The sequence below is a fragment of the Streptomyces sp. NPDC051136 genome (assembly GCF_044455745.1).
Classification (GTDB): Bacteria; Actinomycetota; Actinomycetes; order Streptomycetales; family Streptomycetaceae; genus Streptomyces.
The window spans coordinates 1-14,595 of sequence record NZ_JBITFE010000014.1 but is presented as its reverse complement, the minus strand read 5'-3'; the positions used below and the strand labels follow the sequence as shown (position 1 = coordinate 14,595).

Genomic DNA, 14,595 nt, shown 5'->3' with positions numbered 1-14,595 from the left:
GGGCCGGGGCTGTTCTAAAGTGACTTCCGCCAGCCGCACGACGGACCTGTGAGGTACTCACCAGCCATGTCGACCGAAACGTTTGAGTTCCAGGTAGAGGCACGTCAGCTGCTCCAGCTGATGATTCACTCCGTCTACTCGAACAAGGATGTCTTCCTGCGCGAGCTCGTCTCCAACGCCTCCGACGCGCTGGACAAGCTGCGCCTCGCCGCCCTGCGCGACGACGTGCCCGGCGCCGACGTGAGCGATCTGCACATCGAGTTGGAGGCCGACAAGGAGGCCCGCACGCTGACCGTGCGGGACAACGGCATCGGCATGTCGTACGACGAGGTCACCCGGCTGATCGGCACGATCGCCAACTCGGGCACCGCCAAGTTCCTCGAAGAGCTGCGCGAGACCAAGGACGCGGCCGGGGCCGACGGGCTCATCGGCCAGTTCGGCGTCGGGTTCTACTCGGGCTTCATGGTCGCGGACGAGGTCACCCTGGTCACCCGGCACGCCGGTGAGACCGAGGGCACCCGCTGGACCTCGCGCGGCGAGGGCACCTACACCCTGGAGCGGATCCCGGAGGCACCGCAGGGCACCGCGGTCACCCTGCACCTCAAGCCGGCCGACTCCGAGAACCAGCTCCACGACTACACCTCCGAGTGGAAGATCAGGGAGATCGTCAAGCGGTACTCGGACTTCATCACCTGGCCGGTCCGCCTGCTGCCGGAGCGGGGCGGGGACGACGCCGCCGAGGCCCGCGAGGCCGAGACGCTCAACTCGATGAAGGCCCTGTGGGCACGCCCGCGTGACGAGGTGTCCGACGACGAGTACCACGAGCTGTACAAGCACATCGCCCACGACTGGCGCGACCCGCTGGAGACGATCCGCCTCCAGGCGGAGGGCACCTTCGAGTACCAGGCCCTGCTCTTCGTGCCCTCGCACGCCCCGCACGACCTGTTCACCCAGGGCTACCGGCGCGGCGTCCAGCTCTACGTGAAGCGCGTCTTCATCATGGACGACTGCGAGGAACTGCTGCCGCCCTACCTCCGCTTCGTCAAGGGCGTCGTCGACGCGCAGGACCTCTCGCTCAACGTCTCGCGCGAGATCCTCCAGCAGGACCGCCACATCCGCATGATCCAGCGCCGCCTGACCAAGAAGGTCCTCTCGACGGTCAAGGACCTCAGGACGTCGGCGCCGGAGCGCTACGCCACGTTCTGGCGCGAGTTCGGCGCGGTGCTCAAGGAAGGCCTGGTGACCGACTCCGAGAACCGGGACGCCCTCCTCGCCGCCTGCTCGTTCGCCTCCACGCACGACGCCGAGGAGCCCACCGCGCTCAAGGGCTACGTGGAGCGGATGAAGGAGGGGCAGAACGACATCTACTACATGACGGGCGAGTCCCGGCAGGCCATCGAGAACTCCCCGCACATGGAGGCGTTCCGGGCCAAGGGCGTCGAGGTCCTCCTGCTCACCGACGCCGTCGACGAGGTCTGGGTCGACGCGGTGGGGGAGTACGAGGGCAAGACGCTGCGCTCGGTGGCCAAGGGCGAGATCGACCTCGCCGGCACCGAGGGCGACAAGAGCGACGCCGAGAAGGAGAAGCAGGGCGAGGAGTACGCCGGGCTGCTCGGCTGGATGACCGAGCACCTGGGCGAGGACGTCAAGGAGGTCCGCCTCTCCTCCCGCCTCACCGTCTCGCCGGCCTGCGTCGTCTCCGACGCGGGTGAGCTGACGCCCGCCCTGGAGAACATGTACCGCGCGATGGGCCAGGAGGTGCCCAGCGCCAAGCGGATCCTCGAGCTCAACCCGGAGCACCAGCTGGTGAAGACCCTGAACCGGGCCTGGACCGACCAGCGGGACCGCGCCGAGCTCACCGAGACCGCCGAACTGCTGCACGCCCTCGCGGTGCTCGCCGAGGGAGGCCGGCCGAAGGAGCCCGCCCGGTTCGTGCAGCTGATGGCGGACCGCCTGGAGCGCACCCTGTAGGCGGATACGGCCGGTCACGGCACGAGGCCCCGCGGCGGCTGCGCCCGGGGCCTCGTCCGTGCACGAGAGGACACGGCCTCGCGGCCCGGGCCCCGTACACGGGAGGACCGGGGCTCCGGGCCTCGCGCCATCCGCATGGCGAGACGGAATGGCATCCGGAGCGCATCACTCCGTATATTCGCACGCATGTATGCATCGGCTCCGCTGCTGTGCCTCGCGCTCTTCGCGAACTCGGCGTGGTGCGTCGACGACGGCCTCTGTCGCCACTGAGCCCCGGGCCGGCCGCGCTCCCCGCGCCGCCGGTCCGCCAGTGTCCGCCGTCCCCGTGCACACCACCCCGGAGATCCTTCCGTGACCACCGCACCCCCCGCCGGGTCGTCCCCGGCCGCGCCGCCGCGCGCGCCCGCCCCGCTGTTCGCTCCCTCGCCGACCTCCTCGGCACGTCCGAAGGCACCGCCCCTGCCTCCGGTGCGGCGCACCCCGCTCGTCGTGTCCGGGCTGCTCGCCGCCGCCCTCACCGCGTACGTGTGGTCCGCGCACGGCGCCGAGCCCGGCGTGCTGCTCCTGCTCGGCCTCGGCCTGGGCGTCGCCCTCTTCCACTCCCGCTTCGGCTTCACCTCAGCCTGGCGGCAGCTGGTCGCCGTCGGCAACGGAACGGGACTGCGGGCACACGCCCTGCTCCTCGGCACCACCGCCACCCTGTTCGCGCTGGTCATCGGCACGGGGACCGGGTTGTTCGGCTCACAGCCCGCGCCGTCCGCCGGACCGATCGGCGTCGGCCTGTTCGCCGGCTCGGCGCTCTTCGCCGTCGGCATGCAGCTCGGCGGCGCCTGCGCCTCGGGCACCCTCTTCGCCGTCGGCTCGGGACAGACGTCGATCGTGCTGACGCTGGGCGGCTTCGTCGCCGGCGCCACGCTGGCCGCCTGGCAGTTCGACCTGTGGAAGGACCTCCCGGCCTGGGAGCCCGTCGTGCTGGCGGACCACATCGGCTGGTTCGGCTCCTGGGGCGTCACCGTCGCCGCGCTGCTCCTGGTGGTACTGGTCAGTCGGCGTGTTCAGGCCCGCCGCAACCCGCCCCCGCTCGGGGCCGTCCCCTCGGCGCGCCGGGCGGCGGTCCGGGCCGTCCGCGGTTCCTGGCCCCTGGCCGCGGGCGCCCTGGCGCTGGCCGTGCTCGGTGCGGGCGTGCTCCTGGTCTCCGGCGGCGCCTGGGGCGTCACCAGCGCCTTCAGCCTGTGGGGCTCGGAGCTGGTGGGCGCGCTCGGCGGTCATCCGGAGAACTGGTCCTGGTGGCAGCGGCCCGGCAACGCCGAGATGCTGTCCGGCTCCGTCCTCGCCGACAAGACCAGCCTCACCGACATCGGCATCATGATCGGCGCAGCCGTCGCCGCCTCGCTCGGCGGTACTTGGGCGCTGCACCGCGGCATCCCCTGGCGCACCGCGCTGGCGGCGGTGCTCGGCGGCATCCTGATGGGCGTCGGCGCCCGACTGGCCGGGGGCTGCAACATCGGCGCCTACCTGGCGGGCATCGCCTCCGGCAGCCTCAGCGGCTGGCTGTGGGGTGCGTTCGCGCTGGCCGGCACCTGGGTGGGCCTCAAACTGCGGCCGCTGTTCGGCCTGGGCAACCCCAAGCCGGGCGACGGCGTCTGCTGACGGGGGACGCCCGTGCGGCACAGGGGTCAGGCCTGTGCCGCACGGGCCGCTAGGGGGTTCGTGCCCCGCGCTCCTCGGCGGCGCCCCGCTCCGTGCGGGTGACCCGGGCGATGGCCTCCACGGTGAGCGCACGGTCGTGCGGCTCACGGGCCAGGGCCCGGTGCAGGGTCAGACCCTCGATGAGGGCGTCGAGCTGGCGGGCCGTGTCCGGGTCGAAGTGCTTCTCCAGGTGGACGCGGCTGCGGCGCATCCACTCGTGGGTCAGCTCCCGGTAGGCGGGCTGCCGCGCGGCGAGCGTGTAGAGCTCCTGGGTCAGCACCAGGTCGCGCCGGCTGTCCTCGGACAGCTCGTGCACGAGGTCGGCCACCGCCTCCCGGGCCTGGTCGCGGTCGGCGGCGGCGCCGAGGTGCGCGTCGAAGATCGCGACGATGTGGTCGGTGAAGCGGCCGAAGGCCTCCCGCAGCACCTGCTCCATACCGCTGAAGTGGTACGTCATCGAGCCGAGCGGCACCCCTGCGCGCTGCGCGATCCTGCGGTGGGAGACGCGTGCGATGCCCTCCTCGGCGATCAGGTCGAGGGTGGCCGCGAGGATGCGCTCCCGCCGCTGCGGATCCGTGTGTCCGGTTGCCATGGGAGCGGACTCACAGGTTCCGCACCGGCCGGGCGGGGTTGCCGACGGCCACGACGTTCGCCGGCACGTCCTTCGTGACGACCGCACCGGCTCCGATCACCGCGTTGTCCCCGATGGTCACGCCGGGCAGGACGATCGAGCCCCCGCCGAGCCAGACGTTGTCGCCGATGACGATGGGGCGGGCCGCCTCCAGCTTGTCCCGGCGAGGACCGGGCTCCAGGGGGTGCGTGGGGGTGAGCAACTGGACGTTCGGCCCGATCTGGCAGTCCTCGCCGATGGTGATGGCCGCGACGTCCAGTGCCGTCAGGTTGTAGTTGACGAAGGTGCGAGCCCCGACGGTGATGTTGCTGCCGTAGTCGACGTACAGCGGCGGCCGTACGTGCGCCTCGGCGCCCAGGGAGCCGAGCAGCTCGTCCAGAAGCGGTCGCGCGGTCTCCGCGTCCTCCGCGTACGCCGCCTGGTAGCGGGCGGCCAGCCGCACGGCCCGCTGCTGCCTGCGGGCGATCTCCGGGTCGTCGGCGACGTACAGGTCGCCCGCCAGCATGCGTTCGAGGTTCGTGCGGGAGTCGCCCGCGAAGTGGTCCGTCGGCATGCGTCCGATCGTACCCCGTCGAGCGTACGAACGTACACTCTCGTCCCGTGCCGCCCGTTCCTCCCGCCCGGCTGCTCGCAGGCGCCGGGCGCAGGAGGGATCGCTTGCGCAGCCGCCGTCACGGGGTTTCGGTGGAAGCGACTCCTCACCGCCCCCTGAAGCAGCTGTCGTGCCGATGCCGATGCCGATGCCGATGTCGATGCCCTCGCCCGGTCCCGCACCCGTGGCCCGTTCGTCGACGCACCGAATCGAAAGGGCTTCGTCGTGCGCCTGCAGCGGTCGGCGCGGCAGCCGCATCGTGAGACGGGGCGGACCGTGGGAATGGCCGGAAGCGGGGCTCCGTTGACACCTGTCATGCCCGACTCTTCCCCACGGTCCACGGCCGGCCGCATGCCGCTGGCCGTCTACATCCTCGGCCTGTCCGTCTTCGCGCTCGGTACCAGCGAGTTCATGCTCTCCGGGCTGCTGCCGCCCATCGCCGACGACATGGACGTGTCGATCCCGCGAGCCGGGCTGCTGATATCGGCCTTCGCGATCGGCATGGTGGTCGGCGCGCCGCTGCTCGCCGTCGCGACCCTGCGCCTGCCGCGCAAGACCACCCTGGTCGCGCTGATCACGGTGTTCGGTCTCGGCCAGGTCGCGGGCGCACTCGCGACGAGCTACGAGGTGCTGTTCGTCTCCCGGGTCGTCAGCGCGCTCGCCTGCGCCGGTTTCTGGGCCGTGGGCGCGGCCGTGGCCATCGCCATGGTGCCGGTGACCGCCCGGGCCCGCGCGATGGCCGTGATGATCGGCGGACTGTCCATCGCCAACGTGCTGGGCGTCCCCGCGGGCGCGTTCCTCGGCGAACACCTGGGCTGGCGGTCCGCGTTCTGGGCCGTGGGCGGCGCGTCCGCCGTCGCGCTCGTCGGCGTGGTGACTCTGATCCCCCGCATTCCGCTGCCCGAGCGGCGGCCCCGGCTGCGGGGCGAGCTGGCCATCTACCGGGACCGTCAGGTCTGGCTGTCCATCGTCGTGACCGCGCTCGCCGCCGGAGGCGTGTTCTGCGCCTTCTCCTATCTCGCGCCGCTGCTCACCGACGTGGCCGGACTGGCGGACGGCTGGGTCCCGACCGTCCTCGCGCTGTTCGGCGTCGGCGCGCTGATCGGGACGACGATCGGCGGCCGGGTCGCCGACGCGCACTTGTTCGGCGTCCTGCTCTCCGGCATCACCGCCTCGACGGTCCTGCTGGCCGCCCTCGCGCTGTTCGCCTCCAGCCCGGCCGCCGTGATCGTCCTGTCGCTGCTGCTCGGCGTCTCCGCGTTCTACACGGCGCCCGCGCTCAACGCCCGCATGTTCAACGTCGCCGGCGCCGCGCCCACCCTCGCCGGTGCCACCACGACCGCCGCGTTCAACCTGGGCAACACCGGCGGCCCGTGGCTCGGCGGCACCGTGATCGACGCGGACTTCGGGTACGCCGCAACCGCCTGGGCGGGCGCCGCGATGACCCTGGTCGCGATCGCCTTCGTCGCCGCATCGCTGCGGCTGCACAGCCGGTCGCGCGTCGTGACGGGGGCGATGGCCACCGAGTCCGCGAGCGTGGACCTGTCCCAGCGGGTGTGATGCCGGCCGGGCGCGGACAACTGCTGGGCGTCCGGGCCGGCTTCGTTTACGATCATCGGCAAGGGGCGGGGTCGTAGCACAGAGGTAGTGCGCCGCGATGCCATCTCGGAGGACGTCGGTTCGAATCCGGTCGCCCCGCCCCCCTTCCCCGAACGCGGCTCCGCCCTCCGGGCCGCGGGCCCGGCGGCGGCCTTGCCGCAGCGGCAGAAAGCAGCGGCCGGCGACGACCACGACCAGGGCCCCGAGAGTGAACCGGCAGATTTCCGGGCCGAGTTCGTCGACGGTCCCGTTCCCGGTGCGCGGGGACACGGCGGCGGCGGGCAGGTGGAGTACGGATCATCTCCCGCAGGACCGGTCGGCGGACCCTTCGGAACCCCGGGACTCGTACCCATGGCGGCCAGAACCTGACCTCTATCCGGAGCAGAGTGGGCGCAGCGGGGCCGACCGGCCCCACGGACGGCCCGCTCCCGCGGACCGCCCCCTCGCTTCCCGCAGCTTCCACGAGGCAAGGAGCCCGCCGTGACCGGCAAAGCCGTGACCCAACCGAACTTCCGTGGTGACGCCCGTGAGGCCCTCACCTTCTCCCCCCGGTGGGCGCCTCTCCTCGGCATGCCGCGGGACCGCTTCGGCGTCACCTCGGTACTCGACGTCGTGAGCGAGTACACCGCGTGAGCGTGCTCGACGCGCGGGCGCTGAACCGGGCGGCACTCGCCCGACAGATGCTGCTCGCCCGCGCCGACCGCCCGGTCCTGGACGTCGTGGCACACCTCGGCGGCCTGCAGGCGCAGGAGCCGCAGGAGCCGTTCGTCGGCCTGTGGTCGCGGCTGCGCGACTTCGCGCCCGGAACGCTCTCGGACCTGCTGACCGGTCGGCGGGTGGTGCGCACCCACCTGATGCGCCGCACCGTCCACCTGGTCACCGCCGACGACATGCTGGCCTGGCGGTCGCGCCATGACGCCATGCTGCGCGGACGCGTCCTCGGCACCTACCGCCGCGAGCTGGCAGGGGTCGACCTCGACGAACTCGCCGCGGCCGGCCGGGCGGTCCTGGCCGACGGCGAACCCCGCTCGATGGGCGAGCTGGCCCGGGCGGTCGCCGGGCGCTGGCCGGACGCGGCACCGCGGGCCTTGGGGGAGATGCTGGTCGCCGCGCTCATCCCCATGGTGCAGCTGCCGCCGCGCGGTCTGTGGCGCACCCGAGCCGGGGTGCGCAACGCCCCGGTCGCGGCCTGGCTGGGCCGCGAGGTCGACCCGCCGGCCCCGCCGGGCACCGATCCGGTCGGCGCGGCGCTGGTGCGGCGCTACCTCGCCGCGTTCGGGCCGGCCGCCTCGGCGGACCTGCGCGCCTGGTGCGGTCTGGCGGGGCTGCCCGCCGCGGTCGCGGCGGTGCGCGGGGAACTGGTCTCCTTCCGCGACGAGCGCGGCCGGGAACTGCTGGACCTGCCCGACGCGCCCCGCCCCGACCCCGGCACTCCCGCGCCGCCGCGGTTCCTGCCGGCGTTCGACAACGCGGTCCTCGGCTACCAGGACCGCGGCCGCGTCATCGACGACGCGCACCGCGGACTGTCGGTCACCGGCGCCCGCCTCGTCCTCGTCGACGGCCGGGTCGGCGCGACCTGGACGGTGGCGGACGGCACGGTGACCGTGACCCCGCTGCGCCGGCTCACCCGGGCGGAGCGCGCCGAGGTCGCGGAGGAGGGGGCGGCCCTGGCGGCCTTCCTCTCCGACGGCGAGGGCGGCCGGGTCCGGGTCGCGGCGGCGCCTTCCTGAGCACGAACGGCCCGGCCGGGCGCCGGGCCCGTTCCGCCTGCTTCCCGTGGCACCGATGCGGTGGCCGGCCCCGAAGAGGAGGTCAGCCTCCCGCGCCCCGGTGACCGCTGCCCGCGGCAACGAAATGCGGCGTACATCCATCTTCGGGAGCTACACCAGAGGGAGAGGGGCCCGAGTCCCCACTACACCCGGCGCAGTACGCCGGTCCAGACCCAGGGTCGGATCAAACGCCGGGAACCCCGGGCGAGCATGGATGTGTACCCCGGTCAGCGCCTCCGCCTTCCCCCCATGTGCCGGGTCTTCGTCCTGCCCGCAACCCGACGGATTGGTCCAAGGTGGCTACGTTTCTCTATCGTCTCGGCCGGAGGGCGTTCCGGCGCCGCGGCCTGGTCGCCCTGCTCTGGGTGGCCATACTCGTGGGCGCCGGCGTCGCGTCGTCCGCCGCGCCCGCCCCGCCCGAAGACTCCTTCTCCATGCCGGGCACCGAGTCCCAGAAGGCATTCGACCTGCTCGACGAGCAGTTCCCGGCCGCCAGCGCGGAGGGTGCCACCGCTCGCGTCGTGATCCGCGCGCCCGAGGGTGGCAAGATCTCCGACCCGGCCGGCAAGGACCAGGTCGAGGGCCTGGTCGCCGACCTGAAGGCAGGCCCGCAGGTCGCCTCGGTGGCCGACCCGTTCAAGGGCAATGCCGTCAGCAAGGACGGCACCACCGCGTACGCGTCCGTGACCTACAAGGTCAACGCGATGGAACTGACCGACGAGGCACGCGACTCGCTCACCGCCGCCACCGACCACGCACGCGAGGGCGGTTACACCGTCGAGACCGGCGGCGACGCGGTCGTGGCCGAGCAGGAGATGGGCGGCACCGCCGAGCTGATCGGCATCGGAGTCGCCGCGGTCGTGCTCCTGCTGACCTTCGGCTCACTGGTCGCGGCCGGCATGCCGCTGCTCTCGGCGATCATCGGGGTGGGCATCGGCATCTCCGCCATCGGGGCGCTCGGCAGCACGCTGGAGCTGTCCGCCACCACCTCCACGCTCGCCATGATGATCGGCCTCGCGGTCGCCATCGACTACGCCCTGTTCATCGTCTCGCGCTACCGGGCCGAGATAGCCGAGGGGCGCGCCCCGGAGGAAGCGGCCGGGCGCGCGGTCGGCACCGCGGGCTCCGCGGTCGTCTTCGCCGGGCTGACCGTCGTGGTGGCCCTGGCCGGGCTCACGATCGTCAACATCCCGATCCTCACCAAGATGGGTCTGGCCGCGGCGGGCACGGTCGGCATCGCCGTACTGATCGCCCTCACCCTCACCCCGGCGCTGCTCGGTTTCGCCGGCAGGAAGGCGCTCAGCCGCCGGGACCGGAAGGCTCCCGCCCGGACCCGGGCATCCTCCGCGAAGCCGCGGCTCGGCACCCGCTGGGCCCGCTTCGTCCTGCGCCGCCCGGTCACCGTCCTGCTGACCGCGGTCCTCGGCCTCGGGGTGATCGCGGTGCCGGCCGCCGGCATGGAACTGGGTCTGCCCGACGAGGGCAGTTCGGCCCCCGACACCACCCAGCGCAAGGCCTACGACATGTTGTCCGAGTCCTTCGGGGCCGGATTCAACGGCCCGCTGATGGTCACCGTCGACGCGCGCGGCGCGGACGACCCCGAGGCCGCCGCCGAAACCGTCGGCAAGAAGATCACCGCACTGGGCGAGGCGGCGGCCGTCACTCCGGCCGACTTCAACGAGGAGGGCGACACCGCCGTCCTCACCGTGGTGCCGAAGACCGGCCCGAGCGACACGGCCACCGAGTCGCTGGTGCACGACATCCGTTCGCTGTCCGGCGACATCAGGACCGACACGGGCGCGACCATGCTGGTCACCGGTGCGACCGCGATGACGATCGACTTCTCGCAGACCCTGGACGACGCGCTCGTCCCCTACCTGGCCCTGGTCGTCGGTCTCGCCTTCCTGCTCCTGATGTTGGTCTTCCGCTCCGTCCTCGTCCCGCTGAAGGCGGCCCTCGGCTTCCTGCTGTCGGTGGCCGCGGCGCTCGGCGCGGTGGTCGCGGTCTTCCAGTGGGGCTGGCTCGCGGACGTGTTCGGAGTGGACCAGCCGGGCCCGATCATGTCGATGATGCCCATCTTCATGATCGGCGTGGTCTTCGGCCTGGCCATGGACTACGAGGTCTTCCTCGTCACCCGCATGCGGGAGGCCTACGTCCACGGCGAGTCCGCCGCCGACTCCGTCACCACGGGCTTCACCCACGGCGGCCGGGTCGTCGCGGCCGCCGCGATCATCATGATCAGCGTCTTCTCCGGCTTCATCCTGGAGAACGACGCCATGATCAAGATGATGGGCTTCGGCCTCGCGATCGCTGTCCTCTTCGACGCCTTCGTGGTCCGTATGGCCATCGTGCCCGCGGTGCTCGCCCTGCTCGGCACCAAGGCGTGGTGGCTGCCCAGGTGGCTGGACCGCCTCCTGCCGAACGTCGACGTCGAGGGCGAGAAGCTCCACCGGGAACTCGGCGACACCGCCACGCCCCCGGAGCCCACCCGGGAGCCGGAGACGGCCGGAGTCTGACACCCGCCCCGGGCGGCCCCGGTGACCTGGAAGCCCAGGTCGCCGGGGCCGCCGTCACAGGTCCCCGGCGGCGTCCCCCATTCCCTGGCCGGGAACGGCGACGCCCCGGACGATCTCGTCGTCGCTCGCCGTGAGCGGCGGCGCGACACGGAAGATGCCGCCCATGACCCCACCACCCGGCGAGGGGCCGGGAGCCGATCCCCACGGGTGCGGAGCCGACGGCCACGGGTCAGGAGCCGACGGCCGCGGGGTCCTCGGCGCCTGCCTCGCCGGCCGGCCGGAACTCCACGGCGACGACGCCGTCCACACTCCGGCAGTGCTCCTCGAGGAGCGGGGCGGACACATGCTCCGGAAGCCGGCCGCTGAGCACCACATGGCCGTGCGCCACGTCCACCTGCACCGACGAGGGAGCCAGACCGAGCGCCTTGACCAGGGCCTCCTCGATGATCTCGGTGCGGATCGCGCGGTCCGTGCGCAGGAAGACCCGCAGCAGGTCGCTGCGGCTGACGACCCCGGCAAGCCGCCCGTCCTCGTCGACGACCAGCAGCCGCTTGATGCGGTGCCGCGCCATCACCCGGGCGGCGTCCACGACGCTCCAGTCCTCCCGGGCGCAGCGCGCCGGCGAGGTCATGAGCCCGGCCGCGTCGGTGGCGTCCGCCTTCCCGGCCGGGACCCGGGACCGCTCGGCGTGCTCCGGGGAACCGTCGGGCTCCTGACCCCACATCTTCTGCAACAGGTCGGCCTCCGACACCACCCCCACGGGGCGGTTGTCCGCGTCCACGACCGGCACCGCCGTGATGTCGTACTCCAGCAGCAGGTGGGCGATCTCCTTGAACGGTGTGCCCCGCTGCACGCGGACCACGGCGCCGCTCATCAGATCGCGCACCCTCTGGTGTCTCATGAAGGGTCTTCTCCTCCGCTGCCGGTCCGCTTCGACCGGCGTCCGTCCTTCTTGCCCGGGAAAACGATCGGCCCGCCCCCGGAGTGCCCCGCCGACGCCCGGGGACTGACGAGGACCAGGGCGATGTCGTCGCCCGGGGTGGGCGCGTGCCGGATGAGGGTGTCGGCCATGGCGTCGAGATCGCCGGGATCACCGCTTTCCAGCAGCCCGCCCAGAGCCGCGATCGCGTCGTCGAGGTCGACTCCGGGCGCCTCGACGAGCCCGTCGGTGTAGAGCGCGAGCACGCAGCCGGGCGGCAGGGGGAACTCCAGCGCGGGGTACACGGTGTCCGGCTCGATGCCCAGCAGCAGGCCGGGCGGCACGCGGAGGGGTTCGACACGCCCGTCGGCGTGACGCAGCAGGGGAGGGGGGTGGCCGGCGAGTGCCACGCAGGCGTGGTGCGTGGCGAGGTCGAGGTGGACGTAGGCGCAGCTGGTGAACAGACCGGGGTCCAGGTCGGTGAGCAGGCGGTTGGTGCGGGTCAGCACGTCACCGGGGGGCGCGCCCACGGTGGCGTGGGCGTGCACGGCGGTGCGGACCTGCCCCATGAGCGCCGCGGCGTCCACGTTGTGGCCCTGCACGTCGCCGATCGTGACAGCCGCCGTGTGCTCGTCGAGGCGGATGACGTCGTAGAAGTCGCCGCCGATGCCCAGGCCGCGGGCCGCCGGCAGATAGCGGGCGGCCACGCCGAGGCCGGACACGTGGGGGAGGGTGTGGGGGAGCAGGGCGGACTGCAGACGGTGCGCCAGGTCGTGCTTGGCGTCGTAGAGCCGGGCGCGGTCCAGGGCCTGCCCGACCAGGCCGGCCAGCGAGGTGAGGGCGGCCCGCTCGGCGGGCGGGAAGACGTGGGGCCGCCGATAGGCGAGCAGGAGCGAGCCGATGGGCCGGCCGGAGGCGATCAGCGGCAGCACGGCCCACGCGGCCATCCCGTCCTCGTGGGCCACGGCGGGATAGGCCTCGTGGAGTTCGTCGAACGTCGACCAGAACCCGGGGACGCCGGTGGTCATGACGTCGGCGCCGGGGTCGGCCGAGGTCAGGGGGGCCTGGTCGAAGGGTTGCAGGAGCGTGGGGCGGTAACCGCGCTGTCCGACGATCTTGAGGTGTCCGTCCTCCGCGACCATCACCACCATGCCCTGGGCCCCCAGGGCCGGCATCAGCTGGTCGGCGGTCTGCTCCACCACGTCCTGCACGCCGACCGCCTCGGTCAGGGTGGAGGCCAGGTGCATCAGGTGGTAGAGCACGGTGGCGCGGCTGGGCCCCGAGGACTGTACGGCCCGGGAAGGGGGTGCCTGCCCGTCCGGACTGCCGGGGGTGATGCGGACGCTCAGCCCGGTGGCGTCCGGGTACAGCTCGAAGGTCAGCCACGTCGCGGGCGGGCGCAGCACCGTGAACGCCTGCGGTCTGCGGCTGACCAGCGCGGCCCGGTAGCGGTCCTCGACGTGCGGCACGTCCATCCAGGGCAGCGCCTCCCACGGCAGCGCGCCCAACAGCACAGCCCGGTCGACGCCGAGCAGCTCGGCCGCCCCGGGGGTGACGAAGGTGAGGTGCCCGTCCAGGTCCAGCGCACAGGAGCCGCCGGGCAGACGGTCCACGAAGGCGGACAGCCCGGCCGCCTCGGTACGCGAGGGCGCGCGCGGGGCCGGCGGCGGCAGCGTCCTGGGCCGGTCGGGGGGCAGCAGCGGGTCGCCGCGGTCCAGGGCCCGCTGCAGGCAGTCACCGAGCCGCCGGCAGCCCGCCAGGATGACGTCCTCTTCGGCGTCGCTCAGCCGCGCCGGATGATTCCCCGGCCACATCAGCACCAGACCGCCCCGGACGGCGGTGCCCGAGACGAGCGGCGCGGCCGCCAGGCCGAAGTCGTACGGCAGGACGAGCGCCACCCGCGGATACTCGCGCGCCATCTCCTCCCGGCCACCGGCCCACGTCAGGCGGCGTTCACGGACCGCGTCCGCGACGGGCATCGGGTCCCGGAGCCCCACCCGCCGCCAGGGCGCGGCCATCTCCTGCGGCACCCCGGTGACCAGGACCTGCCACATCGCGTCATCGCCGGGTGGCAGTACGTACAGGAGTCCGCCGTACGCACCGCTCGCCCGCACCACCGCGGCCAGCGCGGAGTCCATCAGCCGTCCGCCCGCTTCGGCGCCGACAGGGCTGCCCGACGCCGGCCACACCGAACATCACCCATACCTGGACACTACGCCCGTACGGCTGTCACGGCACGCGAGCGTACGGGGGAAGCGCCACGTCTGCCGGAGTCGGCCCCGCAGGCCGTCCCGCCCCCGCCCCGGCCCCTGGACGCGCCTGTCAGGTGCGCATCAGCCGTTGCGTGATCTCCCGGTACTGCCGCAGCGCGAGCCGCAGTTCCTCGGCGTGCGTCTCGGGGTCCTGGTCCTGCCAGCTCTCGTGCAGGGAGCGGCGCCGTTCCGCGAGGGCCTTCGCCAGGTGGCCCGCGGCGTCGTCGAAGGCGGCCTCGGCCTCCTCCAGAGCGTCGTGCGGAGCGTCGGCGAAGGTGTTGAGGGCCTTGCGCAGGCGGTCCATGACGGCGTCCCGGTCCGCAGACGGCAGAAGAGACTCCGCTGCCGCGGGACGGCGCTCGATGCGGCGCTGGTCCTGGTCCGGGGGCTGCTGTGCGCGCGTCTGGTCATACATCGTGGTGTGCCGCTCTCCTGGGTCGGGGCCGCTTTCCCGGGTCACCGGGACCACCGGGTACCCGGAGCGGCACGACCCTGCGCCGAACCGACCGTCAACGTCCGATCGGGCGGCGCGCGCAAGCGCCGGTTCGTCCGTTCCCCGTCACCGCTGGGTGAGGGTTTGGGGGTAGTCGGTGATGATGCCGTCGACGCCGAGGGCGGTCATGGTGCGGATGGCGCCGGGTTCGTCGACGGTCCAGA

12 protein-coding genes and 1 tRNA gene are annotated in these 14,595 nt (G+C 73.0%); 7 read left to right on the top strand and 6 right to left on the bottom strand.

Translation table 11 applies throughout. The features are described from left to right. Positions 1–66: 66 nt before the first annotated feature. The gene (htpG, locus tag ACIBCJ_RS32445; RefSeq protein WP_362104853.1) at positions 67–1,971 is read left to right on the top strand and encodes a molecular chaperone HtpG; all 1,905 of its coding nucleotides are present in this window, start codon (positions 67–69) and stop codon (positions 1,969–1,971) included. A 351-nt stretch (positions 1,972–2,322) separates the two neighbouring features. Beyond that, complete coding sequence (locus ACIBCJ_RS32440; protein WP_365981323.1) at positions 2,323–3,621, top strand: YeeE/YedE family protein; 1,299 nt, start codon at positions 2,323–2,325, stop codon at positions 3,619–3,621. A 49-nt stretch (positions 3,622–3,670) separates the two neighbouring features. On the opposite strand, the gene ACIBCJ_RS32435 is transcribed toward ACIBCJ_RS32440, so the two are convergent. Next, the gene (locus ACIBCJ_RS32435; protein WP_362104847.1) at positions 3,671–4,252 is read right to left on the bottom strand and encodes a TetR family transcriptional regulator; all 582 of its coding nucleotides are present in this window, start codon (positions 4,250–4,252) and stop codon (positions 3,671–3,673) included. Between the two features lie 10 nt (positions 4,253–4,262). Continuing rightward, positions 4,263–4,844 carry a sugar O-acetyltransferase gene (locus ACIBCJ_RS32430; RefSeq protein ID WP_365981322.1) on the bottom strand — a complete coding sequence of 194 codons (582 nt, stop codon included), beginning with the start codon at positions 4,842–4,844 and terminating at the stop codon, positions 4,263–4,265. A 390-nt stretch (positions 4,845–5,234) separates the two neighbouring features. Between ACIBCJ_RS32430 and ACIBCJ_RS32425 the strand changes: the two genes are divergently transcribed. The 5 genes from ACIBCJ_RS32425 to ACIBCJ_RS32405 all read left to right on the top strand — a co-directional run bounded on the left by ACIBCJ_RS32425 (position 5,235) and on the right by ACIBCJ_RS32405 (position 10,767). Further along, on the top strand, positions 5,235–6,443 hold the full coding sequence (locus ACIBCJ_RS32425; protein WP_365981397.1) for a Cmx/CmrA family chloramphenicol efflux MFS transporter: 1,209 nt from the start codon (positions 5,235–5,237) through the stop codon (positions 6,441–6,443). Between the two features lie 65 nt (positions 6,444–6,508). After that, positions 6,509–6,583 (top strand) — tRNA-Gly (locus ACIBCJ_RS32420). A 379-nt stretch (positions 6,584–6,962) separates the two neighbouring features. Further along, positions 6,963–7,115 carry a hypothetical protein gene (locus tag ACIBCJ_RS32415; protein WP_365981321.1) on the top strand — a complete coding sequence of 51 codons (153 nt, stop codon included), beginning with the start codon at positions 6,963–6,965 and terminating at the stop codon, positions 7,113–7,115. After that, positions 7,112–8,212 carry a winged helix DNA-binding domain-containing protein gene (locus ACIBCJ_RS32410; protein ID WP_365981320.1) on the top strand — a complete coding sequence of 367 codons (1,101 nt, stop codon included), beginning with the start codon at positions 7,112–7,114 and terminating at the stop codon, positions 8,210–8,212. Before ACIBCJ_RS32415 ends, ACIBCJ_RS32410 begins: the two co-directional genes overlap by 4 nt. Before the next feature lie 335 nt (positions 8,213–8,547). After that, positions 8,548–10,767, top strand: a complete 2,220-nt coding sequence (locus tag ACIBCJ_RS32405) for an MMPL family transporter (RefSeq protein ID WP_365981319.1) — start codon at positions 8,548–8,550, stop codon at positions 10,765–10,767. A 229-nt stretch (positions 10,768–10,996) separates the two neighbouring features. On the opposite strand, the gene ACIBCJ_RS32400 is transcribed toward ACIBCJ_RS32405, so the two are convergent. The 4 genes from ACIBCJ_RS32400 to ACIBCJ_RS32385 all read right to left on the bottom strand — a co-directional run. After that, positions 10,997–11,668 carry a CBS domain-containing protein gene (locus ACIBCJ_RS32400; RefSeq protein ID WP_362104832.1) on the bottom strand — a complete coding sequence of 224 codons (672 nt, stop codon included), beginning with the start codon at positions 11,666–11,668 and terminating at the stop codon, positions 10,997–10,999. Further along, on the bottom strand, positions 11,665–13,824 hold the full coding sequence (locus ACIBCJ_RS32395) for a SpoIIE family protein phosphatase (protein ID WP_365981318.1): 2,160 nt from the start codon (positions 13,822–13,824) through the stop codon (positions 11,665–11,667). The genes ACIBCJ_RS32400 and ACIBCJ_RS32395 overlap by 4 nt, the downstream gene beginning before the upstream one ends. Positions 13,825–14,008: 184 nt before the next feature. Further along, positions 14,009–14,353, bottom strand: a complete 345-nt coding sequence (locus tag ACIBCJ_RS32390; protein WP_362104826.1) for a hypothetical protein — start codon at positions 14,351–14,353, stop codon at positions 14,009–14,011. A 144-nt stretch (positions 14,354–14,497) separates the two neighbouring features. Further along, a partial coding sequence (locus ACIBCJ_RS32385; RefSeq protein WP_365981396.1) for a glycerophosphodiester phosphodiesterase family protein occupies positions 14,498–14,595 on the bottom strand: 98 nt, incomplete at its 5' end.

Coding starts and splice junctions, on each gene's coding strand:
- htpG (WP_362104853.1), top strand. CDS start 67: ATGTCGACCGAAACGTTTGAGTTCCAGGTAGAGGCACGTCAGCTGCTC.
- ACIBCJ_RS32435 (WP_362104847.1), bottom strand. CDS start 4,252: ATGGCAACCGGACACACGGATCCGCAGCGGCGGGAGCGCATCCTCGCG.
- ACIBCJ_RS32430 (WP_365981322.1), bottom strand. CDS start 4,844: ATGCCGACGGACCACTTCGCGGGCGACTCCCGCACGAACCTCGAACGC.
- ACIBCJ_RS32425 (WP_365981397.1), top strand. CDS start 5,235: ATGCCGCTGGCCGTCTACATCCTCGGCCTGTCCGTCTTCGCGCTCGGT.
- ACIBCJ_RS32400 (WP_362104832.1), bottom strand. CDS start 11,668: ATGAGACACCAGAGGGTGCGCGATCTGATGAGCGGCGCCGTGGTCCGC.
- ACIBCJ_RS32395 (WP_365981318.1), bottom strand. CDS start 13,824: ATGGACTCCGCGCTGGCCGCGGTGGTGCGGGCGAGCGGTGCGTACGGC.
- ACIBCJ_RS32390 (WP_362104826.1), bottom strand. CDS start 14,353: ATGTATGACCAGACGCGCGCACAGCAGCCCCCGGACCAGGACCAGCGC.